This window comes from Kribbella sp. NPDC104218 (assembly GCF_055584105.1).
Genome location: NZ_JBVJMQ010000003.1, coordinates 1,186,835 through 1,206,837, shown reverse-complemented (window position 1 = coordinate 1,206,837; position 20,003 = coordinate 1,186,835). Strand labels below are relative to the sequence as shown.

The 20,003-nt window shown below is 70.5% G+C and carries 20 protein-coding genes; 8 read left to right on the top strand and 12 right to left on the bottom strand.

Translation table 11 applies throughout. The features are described 5' to 3' along the window. Positions 1-111: 111 nt before the first annotated feature. Positions 112-471, bottom strand: a complete 360-nt coding sequence (locus ACZ6ZD_RS30350) for a DUF3099 domain-containing protein (RefSeq protein ID WP_465677333.1) — start codon at positions 469-471, stop codon at positions 112-114. Between the two features lie 49 nt (positions 472-520). Here ACZ6ZD_RS30350 and ACZ6ZD_RS30345 point away from each other — a divergent pair, with 49 nt between their 5' ends. The 5 genes from ACZ6ZD_RS30345 (at position 521) to ACZ6ZD_RS30325 (ending at position 4,923) form a co-directional block, all read left to right on the top strand. Then, positions 521-733: a dodecin gene (locus ACZ6ZD_RS30345; protein ID WP_171673618.1), complete on the top strand. Its 213-nt coding sequence runs from the start codon at positions 521-523 to the stop codon at positions 731-733. A gap of 94 nt (positions 734-827) precedes the next feature. Further along, positions 828-1,532, top strand: a complete 705-nt coding sequence (fabG, locus tag ACZ6ZD_RS30340; protein ID WP_465677332.1) for a 3-oxoacyl-[acyl-carrier-protein] reductase — start codon at positions 828-830, stop codon at positions 1,530-1,532. A gap of 30 nt (positions 1,533-1,562) precedes the next feature. Continuing rightward, positions 1,563-2,333, top strand: coding sequence for an enoyl-ACP reductase FabI (gene fabI / locus ACZ6ZD_RS30335; RefSeq protein WP_465677331.1), 771 nt, complete (start codon positions 1,563-1,565; stop codon positions 2,331-2,333). Continuing rightward, entirely contained in the window at positions 2,333-4,018 is a 1,686-nt protein-coding gene (locus ACZ6ZD_RS30330) for a Mur ligase family protein (protein ID WP_465677330.1), read from the top strand. Before fabI ends, ACZ6ZD_RS30330 begins: the two co-directional genes overlap by 1 nt. A 38-nt stretch (positions 4,019-4,056) precedes the next feature. After that, the gene (locus ACZ6ZD_RS30325; protein WP_465677329.1) at positions 4,057-4,923 is read left to right on the top strand and encodes a hypothetical protein; all 867 of its coding nucleotides are present in this window, start codon (positions 4,057-4,059) and stop codon (positions 4,921-4,923) included. Between the two features lie 5 nt (positions 4,924-4,928). On the opposite strand, the gene ACZ6ZD_RS30320 is transcribed toward ACZ6ZD_RS30325, so the two are convergent. The 11 genes from ACZ6ZD_RS30320 to ACZ6ZD_RS30270 form a co-directional block, all read right to left on the bottom strand. Next, positions 4,929-5,663 (bottom strand): hypothetical protein, encoded by a 735-nt coding sequence (locus tag ACZ6ZD_RS30320; RefSeq protein WP_465677328.1) that lies wholly within the window; start codon positions 5,661-5,663, stop codon positions 4,929-4,931. Then, on the bottom strand, positions 5,660-6,196 hold the full coding sequence (locus ACZ6ZD_RS30315) for a SigE family RNA polymerase sigma factor (RefSeq protein WP_465677327.1): 537 nt from the start codon (positions 6,194-6,196) through the stop codon (positions 5,660-5,662). Before ACZ6ZD_RS30315 ends, ACZ6ZD_RS30320 begins: the two co-directional genes overlap by 4 nt. A gap of 55 nt (positions 6,197-6,251) precedes the next feature. Continuing rightward, positions 6,252-7,316, bottom strand: coding sequence for a Dyp-type peroxidase (locus ACZ6ZD_RS30310; protein ID WP_465677326.1), 1,065 nt, complete (start codon positions 7,314-7,316; stop codon positions 6,252-6,254). Positions 7,317-7,444: 128 nt separating this feature from the next. Then, complete coding sequence (locus ACZ6ZD_RS30305) at positions 7,445-7,993, bottom strand: copper chaperone PCu(A)C (protein ID WP_465677325.1); 549 nt, start codon at positions 7,991-7,993, stop codon at positions 7,445-7,447. Next, the gene (locus ACZ6ZD_RS30300) at positions 7,990-9,105 is read right to left on the bottom strand and encodes a glycoside hydrolase family 99-like domain-containing protein (protein WP_465677324.1); all 1,116 of its coding nucleotides are present in this window, start codon (positions 9,103-9,105) and stop codon (positions 7,990-7,992) included. Before ACZ6ZD_RS30300 ends, ACZ6ZD_RS30305 begins: the two co-directional genes overlap by 4 nt. A 4-nt stretch (positions 9,106-9,109) precedes the next feature. Next, on the bottom strand, positions 9,110-11,905 hold the full coding sequence (gene cphA / locus ACZ6ZD_RS30295; RefSeq protein ID WP_465677323.1) for a cyanophycin synthetase: 2,796 nt from the start codon (positions 11,903-11,905) through the stop codon (positions 9,110-9,112). Further along, a complete protein-coding gene (locus ACZ6ZD_RS30290) occupies positions 11,902-12,966 on the bottom strand; it encodes a cyanophycinase (RefSeq protein WP_465677322.1) in 1,065 nt (354 codons plus the stop codon). The genes cphA and ACZ6ZD_RS30290 overlap by 4 nt, the downstream gene beginning before the upstream one ends. Before the next feature lie 26 nt (positions 12,967-12,992). Beyond that, positions 12,993-14,360, bottom strand: coding sequence for a glycoside hydrolase family 16 protein (locus ACZ6ZD_RS30285; protein WP_465677321.1), 1,368 nt, complete (start codon positions 14,358-14,360; stop codon positions 12,993-12,995). Positions 14,361-14,430: 70 nt separating this feature from the next. Continuing rightward, complete coding sequence (locus ACZ6ZD_RS30280; protein ID WP_465677320.1) at positions 14,431-15,303, bottom strand: GNAT family N-acetyltransferase; 873 nt, start codon at positions 15,301-15,303, stop codon at positions 14,431-14,433. Between the two features lie 15 nt (positions 15,304-15,318). Then, complete coding sequence (gene serB / locus ACZ6ZD_RS30275; protein WP_465677319.1) at positions 15,319-16,536, bottom strand: phosphoserine phosphatase SerB; 1,218 nt, start codon at positions 16,534-16,536, stop codon at positions 15,319-15,321. A gap of 73 nt (positions 16,537-16,609) precedes the next feature. Then, positions 16,610-17,344, bottom strand: a complete 735-nt coding sequence (locus ACZ6ZD_RS30270) for a hypothetical protein (RefSeq protein ID WP_465677318.1) — start codon at positions 17,342-17,344, stop codon at positions 16,610-16,612. A gap of 66 nt (positions 17,345-17,410) precedes the next feature. Here ACZ6ZD_RS30270 and ACZ6ZD_RS30265 point away from each other — a divergent pair, with 66 nt between their 5' ends. From ACZ6ZD_RS30265 to ACZ6ZD_RS30255, 3 genes are all read left to right on the top strand, one after another. Beyond that, on the top strand, positions 17,411-18,193 hold the full coding sequence (locus ACZ6ZD_RS30265; protein ID WP_465677317.1) for an ABC transporter ATP-binding protein: 783 nt from the start codon (positions 17,411-17,413) through the stop codon (positions 18,191-18,193). 71 nt (positions 18,194-18,264) lie between these two features. Continuing rightward, positions 18,265-18,765, top strand: a complete 501-nt coding sequence (locus ACZ6ZD_RS30260; RefSeq protein ID WP_465677316.1) for an NfeD family protein — start codon at positions 18,265-18,267, stop codon at positions 18,763-18,765. A 34-nt stretch (positions 18,766-18,799) separates the two neighbouring features. Next, positions 18,800-19,954, top strand: a complete 1,155-nt coding sequence (locus ACZ6ZD_RS30255) for an SPFH domain-containing protein (RefSeq protein ID WP_465677315.1) — start codon at positions 18,800-18,802, stop codon at positions 19,952-19,954. Positions 19,955-20,003 lie beyond the last annotated feature (49 nt).

Below are 20,003 nucleotides of genomic sequence, written 5' to 3'. Positions count from 1 at the left end.
CGGGGGGAGCCGTCCGACGCCGCATCAAGTCTCTGAATTCCAACTGTGAACTTCAGAGCACGCGGGAGATTCTGACACGGAACCCGGCGAACTTTCCAGTCCCGACACCGATCACTTTTCGGTGTCGATCTTCGGGCCCGGTTCGGCGACCGGATCGGCGTGGATCACGACCCCCTCGGCGGGCTCGATCGAGGGCCGGTCGGGCGCGACGTACGGCGTCCCGCCGCGGACCGTGGCGGTCTTGGCGACGTTGGCCAGCACCACCGCGAAGTACGGCAGGAACACCGCGCCGGTCACGAACATCCACCGCCACGGGGACGGGGTGAACACGGCCAGCACGAAACAGGCGACCCGCAGGCTCATCATCGCGGCGTAGCGCACGATCCGGCTGTCGAGGTCCTCGGAGCGGCCGGGCTGAGCACTGGTCACCGAAATGACCGTTTCGCCGGGCCGTTCACGGCGTTTGGACATCTATCCTCCTCACCAACACCCACGGTACGCCTGCACGGAAGGACAGCTGATGACGGATCGGACCTATCGCATCACCGAGATCGTCGGGACCTCCAAGGAGGGCATCGACGCGGCGATCACGAACGGCATCACCCGGGCCGGCGAGACGCTGCGGCATCTCGACTGGTTCGAGGTGACCCAGATCCGCGGTCACATCGTCGACAACCGGATCGACCACTACCAGGTCGGTCTGAAGGTCGGCTTCCGACTGGAAGACAGCTGACCGGCGCCGATTGTGACGTGCCGACCCGCTGTCTTGACGAGTGGACAGCGGGCGATAGCGTTCGCATCGACTGTCGACGTGTGAGGGAGGACCTGTGAGCAGGTCGGTATTGGTGACCGGCGGTAACCGCGGGATCGGGCTGGCGATCGCGCAGGCGTTCAAGGACGCCGGCGACCAGGTCGCGGTCACGTACAACAGCAGCCCGCCGCCCGACGGCTTCCTCGGCGTCAAGTGCGACATCACCGACCAGGAGCAGGTCGACGCGGCCTTCGAGACCATCCAGGCCGAGCACGGCCCGGTCGAGGTTCTGGTCGCGAACGCCGGCATCACCAAGGACACGCTGCTGCTGCGGATGTCGGACGACGACTGGGACGCCGTCATCGACACGAACCTGAGCGGCTCGTTCCGGGTCGCGCGGCGCGCCGCCAAAGGCATGCTGCGGCTGCGCAAGGGCCGGATCGTGTTCATCTCCTCGGTGGTCGGCATGCTCGGCCAGGCCGGCCAGGTGAACTACGCGGCCAGCAAGTCCGGCCTGATCGGCATGGCGCGCTCGATCGCGCGCGAGCTGGGCAGCCGCGGGATCACCGCGAACGTCGTCGCGCCCGGTTTCGTCGAGACCGACATGACCGCTGTCCTGGCGGAGGAGACCCAGAAGCTCTACCTGAGCCAGATCCCGCTCGGCCGGTTCGGGCTGACCGAGGAGATCGCGAACGCCGTCCGCTGGCTCGCGTCCGAGGAGGCCGGGTACGTCACCGGCGCGGTGATCCCGGTCGACGGCGGTATCGGCATGGGCAACTAACTCAACTCACTTCCTAGAAAGGGCAGGCCGGTGGGCATCCTCGACGGCAAGCGCATCCTGGTCGCGGGCGTCACGCTCGACTCCTCGATCGGGTTCGCGACCGCCAAGGTGGCGCAGGAACAAGGCGCGACCGTGCTGATCTCGAATTTCGGCCGCGCGCTGAGCATCACCAAACGGATCGCCAAGCGGCTGCCCGTGGAGCCCCCGGTGCTGGAGCTCGACGTCACCGATCCCGAGCACCTGGCCGCGCTGCCGGCCGCCGTCCGCGAGCACGTCGACGGCCTGGACGGCGTGGTGCACTCGATCGCCTACGGCAACCCGGAGACGATCCTCGGCGGTAAGTTCCTCGACGGGCCGTGGGACGACGTCGCCCAGGCCGTCCACGTCTCGGCGTACTCGCTCAAGTCGCTCGCGACCGCCTGCGCGCCGCTGATGAGCCGCGGCGGCAGCGTCGTCGGCCTGACCTTCGACGCGTCGGTCGCCTGGCCGGGTTACGACTGGATGGGCGTCGCCAAGGCCGCCCTGGAGTCGACCAGCCGGTACCTGGCGCGGGATCTCGGCGCCCAGGGCATCCGGGTCAACCTGGTCTCGGCCGGCCCGCTGAAGACGCTGGCCGCGAAGGCCATCCCGGGGTTCGAGAAGTTCGAGGACCCGTGGCTGGACCGCGCGCCGCTCGGCTGGGACCCGACCGACCTCGAGCCCACCGGCAGGACCGTCGTCGGCCTGCTCAGTGACTTCTTCCCCTCCACCACCGGCGAGATCATCCACGTCGACGGCGGCTACCACGCGATGGGAGCGTAGTGTCCACCTCCCTTGTTGAGCTCCGGGTTCTGGACGGGGCCAACCTGTACTTCAGCCGCGCGGCGGTCAAGCTCACGCTCGACGTGACCGCGCTGGTGGACGCCCCGGCTCCGGCCGCGAAGGCGTACGCGCAGGCGCTCGGGCTGGGCGCCACCCGGCCGGGCCGGATCGGGTCCGGGTTCCGGCAGCGGTTCGCGATCCGGGTCACCGGGCACGTCGTCCGGCGGATCGCCCGCGAGGCCGGGATCGGGCGGATCGGCGTCCGCGTCCGGCCGGAGTCCGACAACCACCGCCTGGTCGTGGCCTTCCCCTGGGCCCACGAAGGGCGGGCCCGCGCGCTCGGCGCGGCGATCGCCGAGGTGCTGGACGCGTTCGGCTCCGACGACCTGCCGGAGCTGGTGGCCGCGGCCGGGCAGCGGGTGCACGACGAGCCGCCCGGTAACGTGCCGCCGACCATCCGGCCGAAGGTGCCGGTCGTCGCGGTCACCGGGACCAACGGCAAGACCACGACGTCGCGGATGATCGCGCATATCGGCCGCGCGGCCGGGCTGCACGTCGGCTGGTCGAGTACGGACGGCGTGTACTTCGACGGCGAGCTGGTCAAGTACGGCGACTTCTCCGGGCCGAGCGGCGCCGGGCAGGTGCTGTCCCAGCCGGGGATCCAGCTGGCCGTGACCGAGACCGCCCGCGGCGGCATCCTGCGCCGTGGCGTCGGCGTCGTCTCCAACGACGTCTCCGTCGTCACCAACGTGACCGCGGACCACCTCGGCCTGGGCGGGATCGACACCGTCGACCAGCTGGCCGAGGTCAAGGCGGTCATCACGCACATCACCCGCCCGCGCGGCTGGTGCGTGGTGAACGGCGACGACCCGCGGACGTTCGCGATGCGGCTGGGCTCGCCGGCCAAGTGCTGGGTGTTCTCCCGCGACCCCGACTCGCCGTCGATCCGCGCCGTCCTGGACGAGGGCGGCCGGGCGACGACCGTCCTGGACGGGTTCATCACCGTCCTCGACCAGGCCACCGACCCCGAGCCGCTGCTCAAGGTCGTCGACGTGCCGATGACGCTGTCCGGCCTGTCGCACTACAACGTCGAGAACGCGCTCGCCGCGGCCTCGGCCGCGCTCGGGCTCGGCCTGCCGCGGGCCGCGGTGGTCGAGGGGCTCAGCTCGTTCGCGCCGAACGAGAACAACCCCGGCCGGATGAACATGTACTCGCTGCGCGGGTTCACCGTCGTCATCGACCTGGCCCACAACGAGGCCGGGCTCGAGGCGCTGCTCGAGATCATGAACGGCGTCCGGGTCGAGGGCGGCCGGTTGATGCTGGCGCTCGGCTCGCCGGGGGACCGGGCCGACGACATGGTCTCCGCGCTCGGCGCGATCGGGGCCCGGGGCACTGACAAGGTCGCGATCGGCCACAAGAGCGAGTACCTGCGCGGGCGGCCGCCGTCCGAGCTGGAGGCCGTGTTCCGCGAAGGCGCGGCGTCGGTCGGGGTGGACGACGTCCCGGCGTACCCGACCGAGCTGGAGGCGGCGCAGGCGCTGGTCCGCGAGGCCCGGGCCGGGGACGTCGTCGCGGTGATGTCTTTGCAGGATCGCGCGAGTCTTGACGGCTGGTTGCGGTCCGAGGGAGCTACGGTCGACACACCGGAAGACTTGAAGAGCAAGGTCGAGAGAGCCCAGCACTAACCCCGTCCGCCTCGGTTGGGGTGGGAACGGGGAATGTGATGCGCTACCTGTGGTCGATCCCGGCCGCGGTCGCCGCCTGGTTCGTGGGTGGCTTCGCCGCGGCCTATCTGAAGGGCCTGCCCGGCGGTACGACGATGTTCGTGCCGCCGCGGCTCGACCTGTTGCTGCTCGGCGGTCTGGCCGGCGGTGTGCTGGCCGGATTGCTGGTCGCGCGCGTCCGGATCGCCGTCCCGCTGGTGCTGGTCGTTGCCGCCGGCATGTGGTGGCTGAGCGGAAATCCCTGGCAGGACAGGGCCGCGCTGATCACGTTGCTGGTGGCAAGCGCCCTGGGCGCGCTGTTCGGTGCCTTGGGCACCCGAAGTTCGGTCGTCGCCGCGTTCGCGCTGGCGGTGCCGATGGCGTGGTACGCGTTGCGGCCCGCGACTGAGCTGGCCGACTGGCGGTGGTTGTGGCAGCTGAACGGCCTGCTCGTCGGCGCGGGCCTCGCGCTGCTGCTCTACACGGCGTGCTGGCTGCGCGGCTGGCGTTCGGCGTCCTTCTGGGTCCCGTTGACGGCCTGGTACCTGGCGGCCTTCGGGATCGTGGCCGCCGTCCGCACGGTCGATCGCGCTCCCGCCGCGCAGGACACGAACGCGACCGCGGACGCCGCGATGGACGCCTTCTTCAACTCTTTCGAGCCGCTACTGCGCGAGTACGGCGCCTGGCTCGTGGTCGCCGTCCTCCTGGCGATCCCGATGGTCGCCCTCAAACTACGTGCCCTACCCCCGGCCCCGCCCCCGGCCGACCCCTACGCCCATCGCACCAACGACGCCGTCCTCGGCGACGACCTGGACTGGATCGACCGCCAGGAGCCGCCCCGCCGGCTCCTGCCACGCCGCGACAACACGCCAGAGAACGCTCTCTGAGTTCCTCAGCTTCCGTTTTCGGTGGCGATCACCCGGCCGTCGGCGTTCAGCACCTGGATCTTCGGTTCCGGGAGGTCCCGGCCGGCGAAGGCGACCGCGTAGTACCGCTCGGTGCTGCTTGCCGGGGTGCCGACCGCGTCGACGAGTGAGACCTTCTTGCCGACGGTGACGCGGACCTTGCGGGCTTCGACCGGCACCTTGCCGGCGTGGATGTGGAGATCGACCTTCGGATCCGGGGTCGCATGCAGGCCGTGTAGGCCGTGCAGGTCCGAGCAGTCCGCTTTCCGGTTGGCCCTGGCCCGTTTCAGCTCCTGTTCCCGCCAGGCCTGGTCCAGCTGCCCGTCGGCCGGCCGACGGTCCATCGGATTGCCGGCGCCCAGGCACCCGCCCGGGAAGACGTTCACCTGCCACTGGTTCTTGGCGACCGTGCCCTCGGCGACGATGTAGGCGCCCTTGAACTGCGGCAGCGGCTTGTCGGAGAACGGCTCCGGCATCGCGGTGGCGTCGGTGGCCGCGCTGGTGCCGGCCGGTGTGACGGCGGTCGCCGGGTGCAGCAGGCTGTTGATGGTCGGGACGGCGGCGACGGCGAGTGCGGTGACGGCCGCGGTGGCGAGCAGGCCGGTGGCGCGGCGGCGGCGCCGGCGCTTGGTGATGCCGGTGCGGACGACGGCCGCCGGGTCGAGCGGCTCGGGGCGGTCATCGGTGAGTACGGCGAACTTCGTGCCGAGATCGTCGGTCATGCGGTCCTCCCTCCGGCCAGCACGGCCAGGTCCGGGGTGTCGGTGGTGATGAAGTCGAGGTCGGCCCGGAGCGCGTCCAGGCCGCGGCGGGCGTGTTGCTTGATCGCGCCGACCGAGCAGCCGAGCAGCTCCGCGACGGTGCGCTCGGGCAGGTCTTCGGCGTACCGGAGGTAGAGCGTCGCGCGCTGGCGCGGGCTGAGCCGGCTCATCGCGCGGTGCAGGGCGAGCCGTTCGTCGACCTGGCCGGTCAGCGCGGCGACCGCGACGTCCGGTGGGCTGTCGGTCGGCCGTTCACCGAACCAGCGCCGCCGACGGGCGGACAGGAACGTCGTGGTGACGATCCGCCGCAGGTAACCCTCGGGGCTGCCGTCGCGGACCCGGTCCCAGTGGAACCAGAGTTTGGTGAACGCTTCCTGGGTCAGGTCCTCGGCACGCTGGTGGTCCAGGGTCAGTGCATACGCCAGCCGTGCGGTCGCGCTCCAGCGCGCCCGCACGAAGTCGTCGAAGTCCGCCTCGGTGGGACGGTCTTTCATCGGCATCGCCTCCTCACCCCGTTGAACGCTGCGACGAGCGTGCCAGGGTGACAGGTCAGCCGAGGATTTTTTCGCCGATCCAGCCGCCGGGCTGGAACCCGGGCGGGACGGCGAACACGGCCGAGCCGATCGTCGTCGTCCACTCGTTGAGCGCGTCGACGGCGTCCAGCCGGGACAGGAGCGGGAGGAACTGCCCGGCGACGTCCGCCTGGTAGCTGAGGAAGATCAGCCCGGACTCCCGCGCCGTACCGGAGTCCTGCACGTAGTTGAGGCCTTTGCGGAAGATCCGGCGGCCGTCGTTCTCCGAGTGGTGCGACAACCGCGCGTGCGCGTTCGCCGCGATCAGCGGCCGGCCGTCGGCGTCCCGGGCCTCCAGATCCAGCTCGTCGTGCTCCTTCTCCCCGGTCAGCGGCGCCCCGGTGGAGAGCTTCCGCCCCACCGCCCGCTCCTGCTCCGAGCGGGTCAGCTCGTCCCACGCGTCGAGGTTCATCCGGATCCGGCGGACGACGAGCGTCGTCCCGCCGTCCGCGTCCCAGACGGTCGCGTCGAACTCCGGCGACCCGGCCTTCGGGTTCCCCGTCCCGTCCACCTGCCCGAACAGGTTCCGCCCAGTCACCGCCTGTCCGTCGGCCCCGGTCCCGTTCCAGAACCCACTCTGCCGCCACACCGGCACCGCGAACGGCTTCGCATCCTTCACGAACTGCCGCACCGCGTGCACCACACTCACGGCGTCATCAGCCCCCACCAGCACCATCAGATCCCCGCCGGACCACTCCTTCTGCAACCGGTCGTGCCGCATCACCGGCAACTCGTCGAACCCGCCCGGACGCCGTCCCGCAAGCTCGAAAACCCGACCCCCGAACCCGACGGTCGCCGTGAACCCCGCATTCCCCACCGCCAGCTCCGGCGCCACATCGCCCGGCGCGCCCCGCCCGTTGCTCAACGCAACAACATCCGCGCTCCACAACCGCATCAGCCGCCCAAGAGCAGCCTTGTCCGTCTTCGCCAGCAGCCGAAACGCCACCAGCTCCCCGAACCTCGGCGACGCAGCACTCACCCCGGCCTGATGGACGCCGTACGGCGAGATGGCCCGCTCGGCAACCGCAGGCGGACCGGCCACAGGCTGATCCTTGCCCACCGCAACAACCCCGGCAGCACCCGCGGCCACCCCCGCCGCCGCGGCCCCCGCCAATCCGAACAACCGCCGCCGCGACGTCCGCCCCGCCTCGCCGTCCATTCCCGGACGGCTCACTTCGGGGTGGGGGTCGGGTGGTAGTGCTCTTCTTCTTCGGTGAAGGTCTTGACCGGGACGGTGAGGTCGTGGGTGGTGTTGTCGGAGAACTTGAGCGTGAGCGGAACCTCGTCACCGGGCTTGAGGGGCGACTTGAGGTTCATCAGCATGATGTGGTCGCCGCCGGGGGAGAGGTGGGTGTGCGAGCCCGCGGGGACGGTGACGCCGCCGGCCTTCTGCTGCATGACCATCTTGCCGTCCTTCATCGCCATCTCGTGCAACTCGACGAGACCCGCGACCGGCGACACCGCCGAGGTGAGCTTGAGGTCGGCCTTCCCAGGATTGGTCAGCGACAGGAACGCGGCCGTCATCGTCGTGTCCTTCGCCCCGACCGTAGCGCGCACCCAGGCGTCCTCGACGAGCACACTGGGCGTACTGATCTGGTTGGCCTGGGCAACCGGCTTCTCAGCGGACCCACAGCCCGACAACACCACCGGGACAACAACGGCGACAGTGGCCGCCAGCAACTTCATCTTCACGCTCTGCTGAACGACGCCACCACTCATCGAGTTCCGAGGGTGTCTCGAATCACCTCGAGGAACGCCGTCCCGTACGTCGTGTCCGGCAACAAGTACGACCCTTCGGTCCACTCGTTCCAGGCGTTGATCGTGATCACCGGACGCCGAACCCCGTGGCGCTCGACGAACTCGATCGCCTGCCGCAGCCCGCGCGCGAACTCGGCCGGCCCCGGATCCCACACCGACGTCCACGGATACCCGCCGTCGGCGTACGCCTGCTCCTGATCGGTCCGCGGCGACGGATCCCAGCCGACTGTCACGTTCGGGTGGAAGTCCACGTCGAGCAGCCCGGCGTAGCGCTCATACTCCGCGAACGCCGACTCCCGCAGCGCCGCCACCGGCGCGACCGGGAACGGCGACCCGCCGACATCGTGGTGATGCACCCACACGTACGACGTCCCGGAGTCGAACCCGAGCTCCCGCACCCAGTCGACCACCAACGGCGACTCGGCGGACGCCGGAAGCACGGCCGAACTCCACAGCACCGCATCCAGGTGCAGCCCACCGGCCTCGGCGCGGAACCAATCCAGCGCGTCGCGGGCCGCGGCGACGCCGCCCATCCCGGAGATGAAGTTCGCGAGATCGTACACCGTGAACCACGGCCGCCCGTCCACCGTCAGGTAGTTCGGCCGGCTGAAATAGTGCGAGATCACGTGCCGCGCCATCGCCTCGAACGCCGCGCGATCCAGCGCGCCGTCCTGCAACAACCCCGGGACGCCGCGCCGCCGGTCCGGGAAGATGTCGACGAGCTGATGATTGGCCCACATCAACGCGAACTGCAGCTCAGAACCGTTCGGCGCCTGCAGGAACCCGTCGTCCAGCTCTCCGGACAGGTACGGACCGTCGCCGTACCAGTAGTAGTCGAAGAGGAACCCGTCCACGCCGTGCGCCGCCGCCAGGGCGATCTCCTCGGCCGCGACCGCCGGATCCGACGCGTCGCGATACCCCGCGACCGGCACCCGCGGCTGCCGGTGCCCGGGGAACCGCGGCCGGGCGGCCTTCAGCAGCTCCCACTCCGTCCACCCGGCGCCGAACCACGCCGCGTTGCGTGGATCGGCATGCCAGTTGGGAAAGTAGTACGCGAGGACGGTCGGGCGCATGGCCTCACTCCTGCGGGACGTCGGTCTCGTCGGGTTTCACGAAGTCGGGGTCGCCGCCCTCGTCGCCGGAGCGGGCGCCTGCCTGGGCGAGGTGGGAGACCGACTCTAGCTCGGTCAGCACGGTCTGGTGCTGGTCGACGCAGAGGACGACGAGGTCGCCGCGGTTGGAACGGGCGAGGGCATGCCGGATGGCGGTCAGCTCGTCGATCACGATCTCGACCTGACGGCAGCGGGCCCCGGCCTCCATCGCCTCGCGGACGCCGGCCGCGATCAGCTCGGCCAGCTCGCCGCGCTTGCGGCCGCGCAACCGGGCGTCCTCGCGGACGACGAGGACGTCGAAGTGTTGCGCGGCCACCTCGCCGAGCTCGTGGATGTCTTCGTCGCGCCGGTCGCCCGCGGTGGCGATGACGCCGATCCGCGACGGGCGGCCGAGCTCGGACGACGCGTTCAGGCTCTCGCCGAGCCGGTCGACGAAGTCGCCGAGCATCCGCATCGCGGGCGCGTTGTGGCAGTAGTCGACGATGACGGTGCGGCCGTCGACGTCGATCTCGTTCAGCCGGCCCGGCGACAGGTAGTACGACGTGTTGAACGTGCGCAGGCCCTGCCGGATGTCGTGCAGCGGAGCGCCCGCCGCGAACGCCGCCGCGGCCGCCGCCATCGCGTTCTGCACGTTCATCATCGCGCGCCCGCCGAAAGTTGCCGGCAGCAAGTGAGTCCACGCGAGCTGCATCGAGCGCCGCCCGTGCTTGACCACGATCATGTCACCGAGATCGGACCGCTCGAGTACGACCGCGCGGCCGCCGCGCCGGCAGTGCCCCTCGATGTAGTCGCGGACCTCGCTGCCCGGCTCGGCCATGCTGAACCAGACGACCTGCCCCGAACACTTGCGCCGCATCTTCCGCACCAGCGGGTCGTCCGCGTTCAGGACGGCGTACCCGGTCCGCGGGACGGCCTCGACCAGCACGCCCTTCACATCGGCCAGCTGCTCGAGCGTGTCGATCCCGCGCAGCCCGAGGTGGTCCGGCTGCACGTTCAGGACGACGGCGATGTCGTTGCGCTCGTACCCGAGCCCCTCACGCAGGATCCCGCCCCGGGCGACCTCGAAGACCGCGAAGTCGACGCGCGGGTTCTGCAGCACCATCCGCGCGGACTTCGGGCCGGACGCGTCCGACCGGATCACCAGCCGCTCGTCGATCACGATGCCGTCGGTCGACGTCATGCCGACCTTGCGGCCCATGCCCTTGAAGACGTGGCTGATCATCCGCGACGTCGTCGTCTTGCCGTTCGTCCCGGTCACCGCGACGATCGGGATCCGGCTGGTCGCGCCCGGCGGGAACAGCATGTCGACGACCGGTTTGGCGATGTACTGCGGCTCGCCGATCGTCGGGTTGGTGTGCATCCGGAAGCCCGGCGCCGCGTTCACCTCGCAGATCGCGCCGCCGGTCTCGCGGACCGGCTGGGTGATGTCGGGGCAGATGAAGTCGATCCCGGCGATGTCGAGCCCGATCATCCGGGCCGCCTCCTCGGCGATCTCGACGTTCTCCGGGTGCGCTTCGAAGGTCCGGTCGATGGAGATCCCGCCGGTGGACATGTTGCCGGTCAGCGTGAGCTTGACCATCACGTCCTCCGGCGGGACGTCGTCCAGCTCGAAGCCCTGGCTGCGGACCAGCTCGCGGGCGGCGGCGTTGACCGTGATCCGGGTCAGGATCTTCTCGTGCCCGACGCCGCGGCGCGGGTCGGCGTTGGTGATGTCGACCAGCTCGGCGATGGTGTGCACCCCGTCGCCGACCACGTGCGCGGGGACGCGCTCGGCGATCGCCTCCATCCGCCCGTTGATGATCAGGCAGCGGTAGTCCTTGCCGACGACGAAGTTCTCCACGATCACCCAGCCGCGCCGGGACTGCTCGGCCGCGATCGGGAAGGCCGCGCGGACGGCGTCGGCGTCCGGCAGGTTGATGCAGACGCCGCGGCCGTGGTTGCCGTCGAGCGGCTTGCACACGACCGGGTAGCCGATCTTGCCGGCCAGGACCACCGCTTCCTCGACCGTGCGGACCGACTCCGAGCGCGGGACCGGCAGACCGGCCGAGGCGAGCAGCCGGGTGGTCAGGTCCTTGTCACTGGCCACGTCGACCGCGATCGAGCCGGTCTCCGACGTCATCGTGGCCCGGATGCGCTTGGCGTGCACGCCCTGGCCGAGCTGGACCAGGCTGGCCTTGTTCAGCCGGATCCACGGGATGTCGCGGGACACCGCCTCGTCGACGATCGCCTGCGTCGACGGGCCGAACGCCGTCCGCTCGGCCTGTTTGATGAAGCGCTCCAGCTCGACGGTGAAGTCGAACTCCGGATCCGGCTGGACCAGATGGTTGACGAACCGGACGGCGAGCTCACCCGCGGCCAGGCCGACCGCTTCGTCGGCGTACGCGTAGGTGATGTTGTAGCGGCCCGGGTGGCCCTTGACCTGGCGGGTCTTGCCGCGCCGCATGTCGTGGCCGGCCTCCTGCTGCAGCTGCAGCGAGACGTGCTCGGCGATGTGGCCGAGCCAGGTGCCCTCGTCCAGCCGCTCGATGAAACCGCCCTTGCGGCCGCGCGAGCAGTGGTGCTGGTCGAGCCGCGGCAGGTCGGCGAGCAGCCGCTCGGTGAAACCGGGGATGGTGTTCGAGGGGAACTGCTCCAGCGATCCGAGGTCGACGACCAGGTGGATCGCGGGGTCGTAGCTCCACACGTTCGGCCCGCGGTAGACGCGGGTCTCGATGATCTTCAGGTCCGGGCTGGGGGTGCCGTGCGTTTCGGTCTCGCTCATGGCTGTCCACTGTCTACTTGCGGGCTGTCGATGGAGTCAGGGTCGGCGCCGGCCGTGATCGGCTCGGTCGCCTCCGGTCTGGACTCCCCGGCGGCCGCCGGGCGGGTGGACTTCGCCGTCCGCCGGCCCGCGCGCCGCTTGCGCTCGGCGTAGTAGGCGGGCGAGACGCCTTCGGCCGCGATCTCCTTGGCCAGCTTGCGCAGGTCGGCCTCGGCGGCGGCCAGCTCGGCGATCTCGGTGGCCTGCGGCTGCGGGCCGTACGAGAGCAGCACGCGCGCCTCGAGGTCGAACATCGAGGTCGCGGGCAGCACGTGCAACTCGACGCCGGAGGCCAGGATCGGCTCGGACCGCTTGGCGTAGTGCGCGTTCGAGGTGATCCGGCGGCCGTCGAAGATCGTCACCGCGCCGCGGCCGACCACCTCCAGGTGCGAGCCGCGGATGACGGCGGCGGTGTCCTCGTCGACGCCGATGCCGAGCAGGCCGGGGGACTGCGCGACCAGCGACAGCAGCCGGCCGTACCGGTTCCGCTGCGCGAAGTGCTGGTCGACGATCGCGCCCTGGACCAGACCGAGCCCGTTCGACAGCTGGCTCATCCGCTGCCGCGGCGTCGCGCCGGACCGGCCGAACGCGATCATGTGCTCGGCCAGGATGCTCGCGCCGGCCGACGTCCCGCCGACGGCCGCGCCGCGCGCGTGCGCCGCGGTCACCGCCCGGCCGAACGCCGTCCCGGTGACGACCCCGGCCAGCTTCAGCTGGTTGCCGCCGGTCATGAAGATGCCGGTCGCGTCGTGCAGCGGCGCGATGAACGCCGGGTCGTCGGCGTCCTCCCGGTTCTCCGGACGGACGCCGACGACACTGGCCGCGCCGAGCGCGGCGAACAACGCGTGGTACACGTCGACCACGTCCGGACCGAGCGCCGAAGCGGTCGGTACCACCACGATCCGCGCCTTCGGCCCACCCGCGGCCTCCACGAACTCCTGGAGCACCATCCGCTTCTTCAGCTTGTCCTCGGCGCCGCCAATAGCGAACAGCGCCCCAGGACCACCCGGCAGTTCAGACATAAGCCGAAGGATAAGTGCTACGTACCTCAGCGGCCGAACGTGAACCAGTTGACGTTGACGAAGTCGGCGGGCTGACCGCTGGTGAAGGTGAGGTAGACGTCGTGGACGCCGGTGGTGGCGGCGATGTTGGCGGGTACCGAGCGCCAGGACTGCCACCCGCCGGTGTTGCCGACCGCGAAGCTGCCGATGGGTGGGTTGTTGCGGCTGTCGAGGCGGACTTCGACCAGGCCGCTGACTCCGGCACCGGCGCCGGAGGCGACTCGGGCGGTGAACTGGGTGGCGGCTTGGGAGCCGAAGTCGATACCGCGGTAGAGGGCCCAGTCGCCGTTGCCGACCTGCATCAGGTTCTGGCCGCCGCCGGTGTCGGTGGTGGTTTCGACGCCCGTGCCGGACTGCTGCTGCGAGGACTCGGCCTGCAGCGTGCTGTAGGCGCTGTTACCGGACGGCGGCGGCGTGGTCGGCGGCGTCGTACCGCCGCCCTTGGAGGTGACGTGGACGTAGTCGACGACCATCGGGTGGCCGGGGACGGTCTCGGCGCGCGGCGTCGGGCCGTTGAGCGCGTCGGGGAACGCACCGCCGATGGCGACGTTCAGCAGGATGAAGTAGCCCTGGTGCGAGGTCATGTTGTTCCACGTGTCAGCGGGGAACTGGTTCTGGCTGAGCGTGTGGTAGTTCTGGCCGTCGACGTACCAGCGCAGCTGGTTGGGGGAGACGCTGGTGTCCCACTCGAAGCGGTAGGTGTGGAACGCCGACTGGCACGAGGCGCCGGGGCAGACGCGGCTCGCGCCGAGACCGCTGGTCTCGTTGCACGGGCCGCCCGGGTTCACGCCGCAGTGCAGCACGCCCCAGACCGAGTTGATCCCGTTGACGTTCTCCATGATGTCGAACTCGCCGATCCCGGGCCAGTTCCAGTAGTTGCCCCGGTACGGCGCTCCGAGCGCCCAGAACGCGGGCCAGTAGCCGAGCGCGGCGTTACCGGTGACGTTCGGCATCTGCAGCCGGCTCTCGATCGCGAGGATGCCGTTGGCCGGGGCCTTGAAGTTGCTGCGCTGGGTCTCGATCCGGGCCGACGTCCAGTTGCCGGCGCCGTCGCGGCGCGGCGTGATCCGCAGGTTGCCGGTGCCGTCCAGGGCCAGGTTGTTGGTGCTGTTGGTGTAGTTCTGGATCTCACCGGTACCCCAGTTCCCGGGACCGCCGGGATAGCCGTGGCCGGTGTCGATGATCCAGTTCGCACTCGACGGGAGCGTGTTCGCCGGCCCGTCGAAGTCGTCGACCCAGACGGTCGACCACCCGGTCGGCGGCGGTGGGGCGCTGGCCTGCGCGACGACGGTCAGCGAGGCGGCGATGAGCAGTGGAGCGGCGAGGGACGCGATCAGCGTCAGGCGGGAACGCACGACGACCTCCAGGGGCGGTTGAGGCGTGATTCAGCCCAATGTGAGCGCTCTCACACGCCCTGTCAACAGCTCAGAACATCAGCCGATGAACAGTCGTGCTGCGACGCACGCGCAGGCCGAGGTGTTCGTACATCGCCAGCGCGCCCGTCCCGGAGTGGGTCCAGAGGATCAGCGTCGCCCGGCCGAGCCGGTCGAACTCGGCCGACGTCCGGTCGAGCATCGCGCGAGCGATCCCACGGCCGCGATGGTTACCGCTGACGGCGAGCTGCTCGACATACCCCTCCTCGCCGTCGAGCGCGATCACCACGCCGACCAGCTCGGCGCCGACGTACGCGAACGTGGTCGCCGTCGGCAGGAAGGTCGAGCGCAGGACGGTCAGCTCGGACCATTCCTCGAAGGACTTCCGCCGCGACTGGAACGCCGAGAACGCCGTACCGATCAGCTCGTGCGCCTCCTGTGCGCGCTCCGGGTCGTAGGCCTCGAGGCGGACGCCGTCCGGCAGATCGCGCGGCTCGATCGCGGCCGGGCGCTCCAGCAGCCAGTTCGTCGCGAGCACCTCGGCGCCGCGGGCGCGGAACAGATCCGTGCCGGCCTTGTCGGCATCGTCGACCGCCTGAGCGATCCACTCGCTGCCTACCGCGCGCGACCGCGCCTCGATCCAGTCCAGCAGCCGCGGCCCGATCCCGTGCCCCCGGTACGCCGGATGGACGCCGGCCTGCGACCGCTTGCCGTCGTGCACCCAAGCCCAGCCGGCCAGGTCACCGCCGGGCGCCTCGACCACCAGCGTGTCGAGCGCGAGGTCGATCAACGGCCGCCGCAGATCCGCCGCCACCGAGTCCGGCACGACTTCGGCCTGCCCGTGCCAGGACACCTCGGCCGCGGCCATCAGCTCGTAGATCGGGTGCGCGTCGTCCAGGGTCGCGGGCCGGGTGGTGAACTCCATAACCCCCGATCGTAGCTAGATGAGTCCGTCCGCGTCGGCGGTTTCGACCTCTTCGCGGCTGATGCCGAGCAGGTAGAGGATCGTGTCCAGGTAGGGCACGCTCAGGTGCGTGTCGGCGGCCGCCCGGACGACGGGTTTGGCGTTGAAGGCGACCCCGAGGCCGGCCGCCGCGAGCATGTCGAGGTCGTTGGCGCCGTCCCCGATCGCGACTGTCTGGGACAACGGCGTCCCGGAGCGCTGGGCGAACTGGCGCAGCGCGACCGCCTTACCGGGCCGGTCGACGATCTCGCCGATCACCCGGCCGGTGAGGATGCCGTCGACGATCTCCAGCTCGTTCGCCTTGGCGTAGTCGATGCCGAGCTCGGCAGCGAGTTTGTCGGTGATCTGGCTGAAGCCGCCGCTGACGATCGCGAACTGGTACCCGAGCCGCTTCAGCGTCCGGACCAGCGTGCGCGCGCCCGGCGCGAACTCGATCGCCTCGTAGACCGCGTCCAGCGCGGACGCCGGGAGACCGGCCAGCGCCTTGACCCGGTGTTCGAGCGACGCGGCGAAGTCCAGCTCACCGCGCATCGCGGCCTCGGTGACCGCGGCGACCTCCTCGAGCCGGCCGGCGTGCCCGGCGAGCATCTCGATCACTTCGCCCTGGATCAGCGTGGAGTCGACATCCATCACGATCAGCCGCTTCGCGCGCCGGTACAGACCGCCGTCCTGGACGGCGACGTCCAGACCCTGGCGGACGCCTTCGAGCGCGAGCACCGTCCGCAGCGTCTCCGGCTCGACACCGGACACGGCGATCTCCATCGCGGTCACCGGGTAGCGGGCCATCCGGCTGATCCGGTCGATGTTGGCGCCGGTGTCGGCGATCCGGCCGGCGATCGCGGCCAGGCCGACCGCGGTCAGCGGGTGCCCGATCACGGTCACCTGGCTGCGGCCCTGCCGCCGCGGCTCGTTGTCGCCGACGCCCTTCTTCACCGAGATGTCGATGTCGAGCGCGCTGGCGAGCTGCTTGAGCTCTTCCTTCAGGTTCTTGTGGTCGCGCGGCGCCGACAGCAGCACACCGAGGATGAGCCGGCCCCGCAGCACGACCTGCTCGGCGTCGATCACCTCGAGCCCGCGGGTCGCGAGCGTCGACAGGACGGCGGACGTCAGCCCCGGCCGGTCGGTCCCGGTCAACGTGATCAACAACGTCGGACGGTCGGCGGACTGCGTCTCGAACTCATGCTGTGCTGTCATGGCAAGCAGAACGCTACCGACAACACCTGTCACCCGGTGGTCCGGTCCACATCCCAAACGTGAACAGGGTGTCTCAGCCGGCGCTCGGCGGCGCGCAGGCGGCGACCAGGGCTCGGCGGGCGGCGGTGGCGAGGGTGACGAGGGCCCGGCGGCGGGCGTCGGCGTCCGTGGTGCTGATGGCGGCGCCGTCGTCTTCGAGGGCGGCGTCGGCGATCGCGAGCAGGCGGCGGGCGGTGGCGGCCGTCTTGACGGCTCGGGCGTCGTAGCCGGGGGCGAGGTCGTCGCCGCGGCTGCTGCCGATCTTGCGGATGTCGATCAGTGCGTCCGCGACCTCGGGCTTCCAGCGGGCGACGTCCATCGCTGCTAGGGAGTCGGCCGCGTCGATGAGCGCCAGCCGCAGGCCGCGGTCGGCCTCGCCGAAGTCGCCCGGCGGGGGAGCGGTTGCCGGCAGCACGCTCCACTGGACGGCCGGACCGACGTACGACGGCACCAGCCCGAGCTCCGGACCGGACAGGACGACGGCCTCGCCCGCCTCGACCGCGGCCTCGTTGAAGGCCGGGGGACCGGCCAGCCCGATCGGATCGCCGGGAACCGGCAGCGCGAGCAGCGCCTGTTTGGCGCCGGCCGCGCGGAGCAGATTCAGCGCGACGGGCAGCGTCGCGGGCTCCGGATGGCCGGGCAGGCCCGCGACGTGATGCCCGACATCGGCGCCGAGGATCTTCGTCGCGGCGGTGTCCGGATCGCAGGCGCCGAGCAGCATCGCATTCGTCCACACCGTGAACCGGACCGAGGCGGAGGTGGTCAACACGACGTCCAGTGTGACACCCGCCGCCCGCTGTCCGGGCGGGACGGGGCACCCCGTAGGTTTGCCCCCATGACTGCAGTGGTGGAGCTGGCCGGGGTCTCGATCGTGCGCGGCGACGCGCTCCTGCTGGACGGCGTCGACTGGACGATCGACGAGACCGACCGCTGGGTCGTCATCGGCCCGAACGGCGCCGGGAAGACCACCCTGCTGCAGATTCTGGCCGCGCAGATCCACCCGACGTCCGGTGTGACCGGTCTGCTCGGCGAGGTGCTCGGCGCGGTCGACGTCTTCGAGCTGCGCCCGCGGATCGGCCTCACCAGCGCGGCGCTGGCCGACCGGCTGCCCAAGGGCGAGCGGGTCTCGGATGTCGTCGTCTCCGCGTCGTACGCCGTCCTCGGGCGCTGGAACGAGGAGTACGACGAGCTCGATCACCAGCGGGCCAAGGAACTTCTGAACGAGCTGGGTATCGCGCACCTCTCCGATCGGACCTTCGGCACGCTGTCCGAGGGCGAGCGCAAGCGCGTCCAGATCGCGCGCGCCCTGATGACGGACCCCGAGCTGATGCTGATGGACGAGCCGGCCGCCGGTCTCGACCTGACCGGACGTGAGCAGCTCGTCCGCTCGCTCGGCGCGATCGCCACCGCCGAAGGCGCGCCCGCGATGGTCCTCGTCACCCACCACGTCGAGGAGATCCCGCCCGGTTTCACCCACGCCCTGCTGATCAAGCAGGGCCGGGTCGTGGCCGCGGGCCCCATCGACCAGGCCCTCACCGCCCAGACCCTCAGCGACACCTTCGACCTGGCGCTCTCGCTCAGCCACGAGAACGGCCGCTGGACCGCCCGCGCCTTCTAGAACGGAACCCCGCGCACAACAGGTGCGTCACAGCATCTGCCGACACCCCGATGAGTGGATAGGCTTGGCAGATGATGGATTGGCTGCGGGACAACCTGTGGGCGGCCTGGCTGACGATCGCCGGTGCGCTGGCGCTGGCCGAGCTCGCCTCGCTCGACTTCACTCTGCTGATGCTCGCTGCCGGCGCGTTCACGGCAGCCGGGGCGGCGGCGCTCTTCCCCGGGCAATTGTGGTTGCAGCTGATCGTCGGGCTGGTGACGGCCGCGGCGATGCTGGCGGCGATCCGGCCGCTGCTCGTGCGCAAGATCCACCACGGCGCCGAGCTGAAGACCGGCTCGGCGCACGTGATCGGCCGCAGTGGCACGGTGGTGAAGGAGATCCACCCGGACGGCGGGGGCTCGGTGCGGATCGGCGGCGACCTGTGGACGGCGCGCCCGTTCGACGAGGTCTCCACGATCAAGCCCGGCACCCGTGTCGAGGTGATGTCGATCGACGGCGCGACCGCCGTCGTCTATCCGGTCTCCGACCCGCTGCACAACGAGTTGAACAAACCGGAGCCCGGACAGCAGTAGGGTCACAACCAACAGTGATGAGTGGGAGGGTCGAGTGCTCGGGTTTCTGATCGTGCTGGCGGTGGTCGCCGTACTGGTGATCGTCACGCTGGCCAAGTCCGTACGGGTGGTGCAGCAGCAGACCGTCGGCATCGTCGAACGGTTCGGCAAGTACAGGACCGGTCTGCAGCCGGGCCTGAACCTGTTGACCCCGTTCGTCGACAAGGTCCGCTACACCATCGACATGCGTGAGCAGGTCGTCTCCTTCCCGCCCCAGGGCGTGATCACCGAGGACAACCTGATGGTGTCGATCGACTCCGTCATCTACTTCCAGGTCAACGACCCGGTCCGGGCGACGTACGAGATCTCCAACTACATCCAGGCCATCGAGCAGCTGACGATGACCACGCTGCGCAACATCATCGGCGGGATGGACCTGGAGCAGACGCTGACGTCGCGCGAGGAGATCAACGAGAAGCTGCGCTACGTCCTGGACGAGGCGACCGGCAAGTGGGGGATCCGGGTGAACCGGGTCGAGCTGCGCTCGATCGACCCGCCGCCCTCGATCCAGGACTCGATGGAGAAGCAGATGCGCGCCGACCGCGACAAGCGCGCGGCGATCCTGACCGCCGAGGGTATGCGGCAGTCCGCCGTCCTCTCGGCCGAGGGGCAGAAGCAGTCCGCGATCCTGACCGCCCAGGGTGACAAGGAGTCCCGGATCCTGCGGGCCGAGGCCGAGCGGCAGGCGCGGATCCTGAAGGCGCAGGGTGAGGCGCAGGCCATCACCACGGTCTTCAATGCGATCCACGCCGGCAAGCCCGACCAGGGTCTGCTCGCCTACCAGTACCTGCAGATGCTGCCGTCGATCGCCCAGGGCGACGCGAACAAGCTCTGGATCGTCCCGAGTGAGATCGGCGACGCGCTCAAGGGCCTGGGCAGCGCGGTCGGCCAGGTGGCCGGGATCCCGCAGCGGGCCGAGGGCAACTGGCAGGCGCCGGCGATCGCCGACGACCCGGCGACGCCGCAGGTCGAGGGCATCGGCGTCCAGGACACCGCGGTCGCCGAGGCGGACAACGCCGTCGCCGAGGCCATCGCCGAAGCCCAGAAGGCCGCCGTCGGTCGCGGCCAGGGCGCCGCGGCCGCTCCGCCGGCCACGGCCGTCACCCCCGAGCCGCCGGCTCCCGAGGCCGAGCCTCCGCTCGAGCGCTGACCTCAGTACTGCCGAACAGGGCCTTCCGGGAGACCGGGAGGCCCTGTTG

Coding starts and splice junctions, on each gene's coding strand:
- ACZ6ZD_RS30350 (WP_465677333.1), bottom strand. CDS start 471: ATGTCCAAACGCCGTGAACGGCCCGGCGAAACGGTCATTTCGGTGACC.
- ACZ6ZD_RS30300 (WP_465677324.1), bottom strand. CDS start 9,105: ATGCGCCCGACCGTCCTCGCGTACTACTTTCCCAACTGGCATGCCGAT.
- ACZ6ZD_RS30305 (WP_465677325.1), bottom strand. CDS start 7,993: ATGAGTGGTGGCGTCGTTCAGCAGAGCGTGAAGATGAAGTTGCTGGCG.
- serB (WP_465677319.1), bottom strand. CDS start 16,536: ATGACAGCACAGCATGAGTTCGAGACGCAGTCCGCCGACCGTCCGACG.
- ACZ6ZD_RS30265 (WP_465677317.1), top strand. CDS start 17,411: ATGACTGCAGTGGTGGAGCTGGCCGGGGTCTCGATCGTGCGCGGCGAC.
- ACZ6ZD_RS30290 (WP_465677322.1), bottom strand. CDS start 12,966: ATGTCTGAACTGCCGGGTGGTCCTGGGGCGCTGTTCGCTATTGGCGGC.
- ACZ6ZD_RS30320 (WP_465677328.1), bottom strand. CDS start 5,663: ATGACCGACGATCTCGGCACGAAGTTCGCCGTACTCACCGATGACCGC.
- ACZ6ZD_RS30260 (WP_465677316.1), top strand. CDS start 18,265: ATGATGGATTGGCTGCGGGACAACCTGTGGGCGGCCTGGCTGACGATC.
- ACZ6ZD_RS30315 (WP_465677327.1), bottom strand. CDS start 6,196: ATGAAAGACCGTCCCACCGAGGCGGACTTCGACGACTTCGTGCGGGCG.
- ACZ6ZD_RS30345 (WP_171673618.1), top strand. CDS start 521: ATGACGGATCGGACCTATCGCATCACCGAGATCGTCGGGACCTCCAAG.
- ACZ6ZD_RS30325 (WP_465677329.1), top strand. CDS start 4,057: ATGCGCTACCTGTGGTCGATCCCGGCCGCGGTCGCCGCCTGGTTCGTG.
- ACZ6ZD_RS30280 (WP_465677320.1), bottom strand. CDS start 15,303: ATGGAGTTCACCACCCGGCCCGCGACCCTGGACGACGCGCACCCGATC.
- cphA (WP_465677323.1), bottom strand. CDS start 11,905: ATGAGCGAGACCGAAACGCACGGCACCCCCAGCCCGGACCTGAAGATC.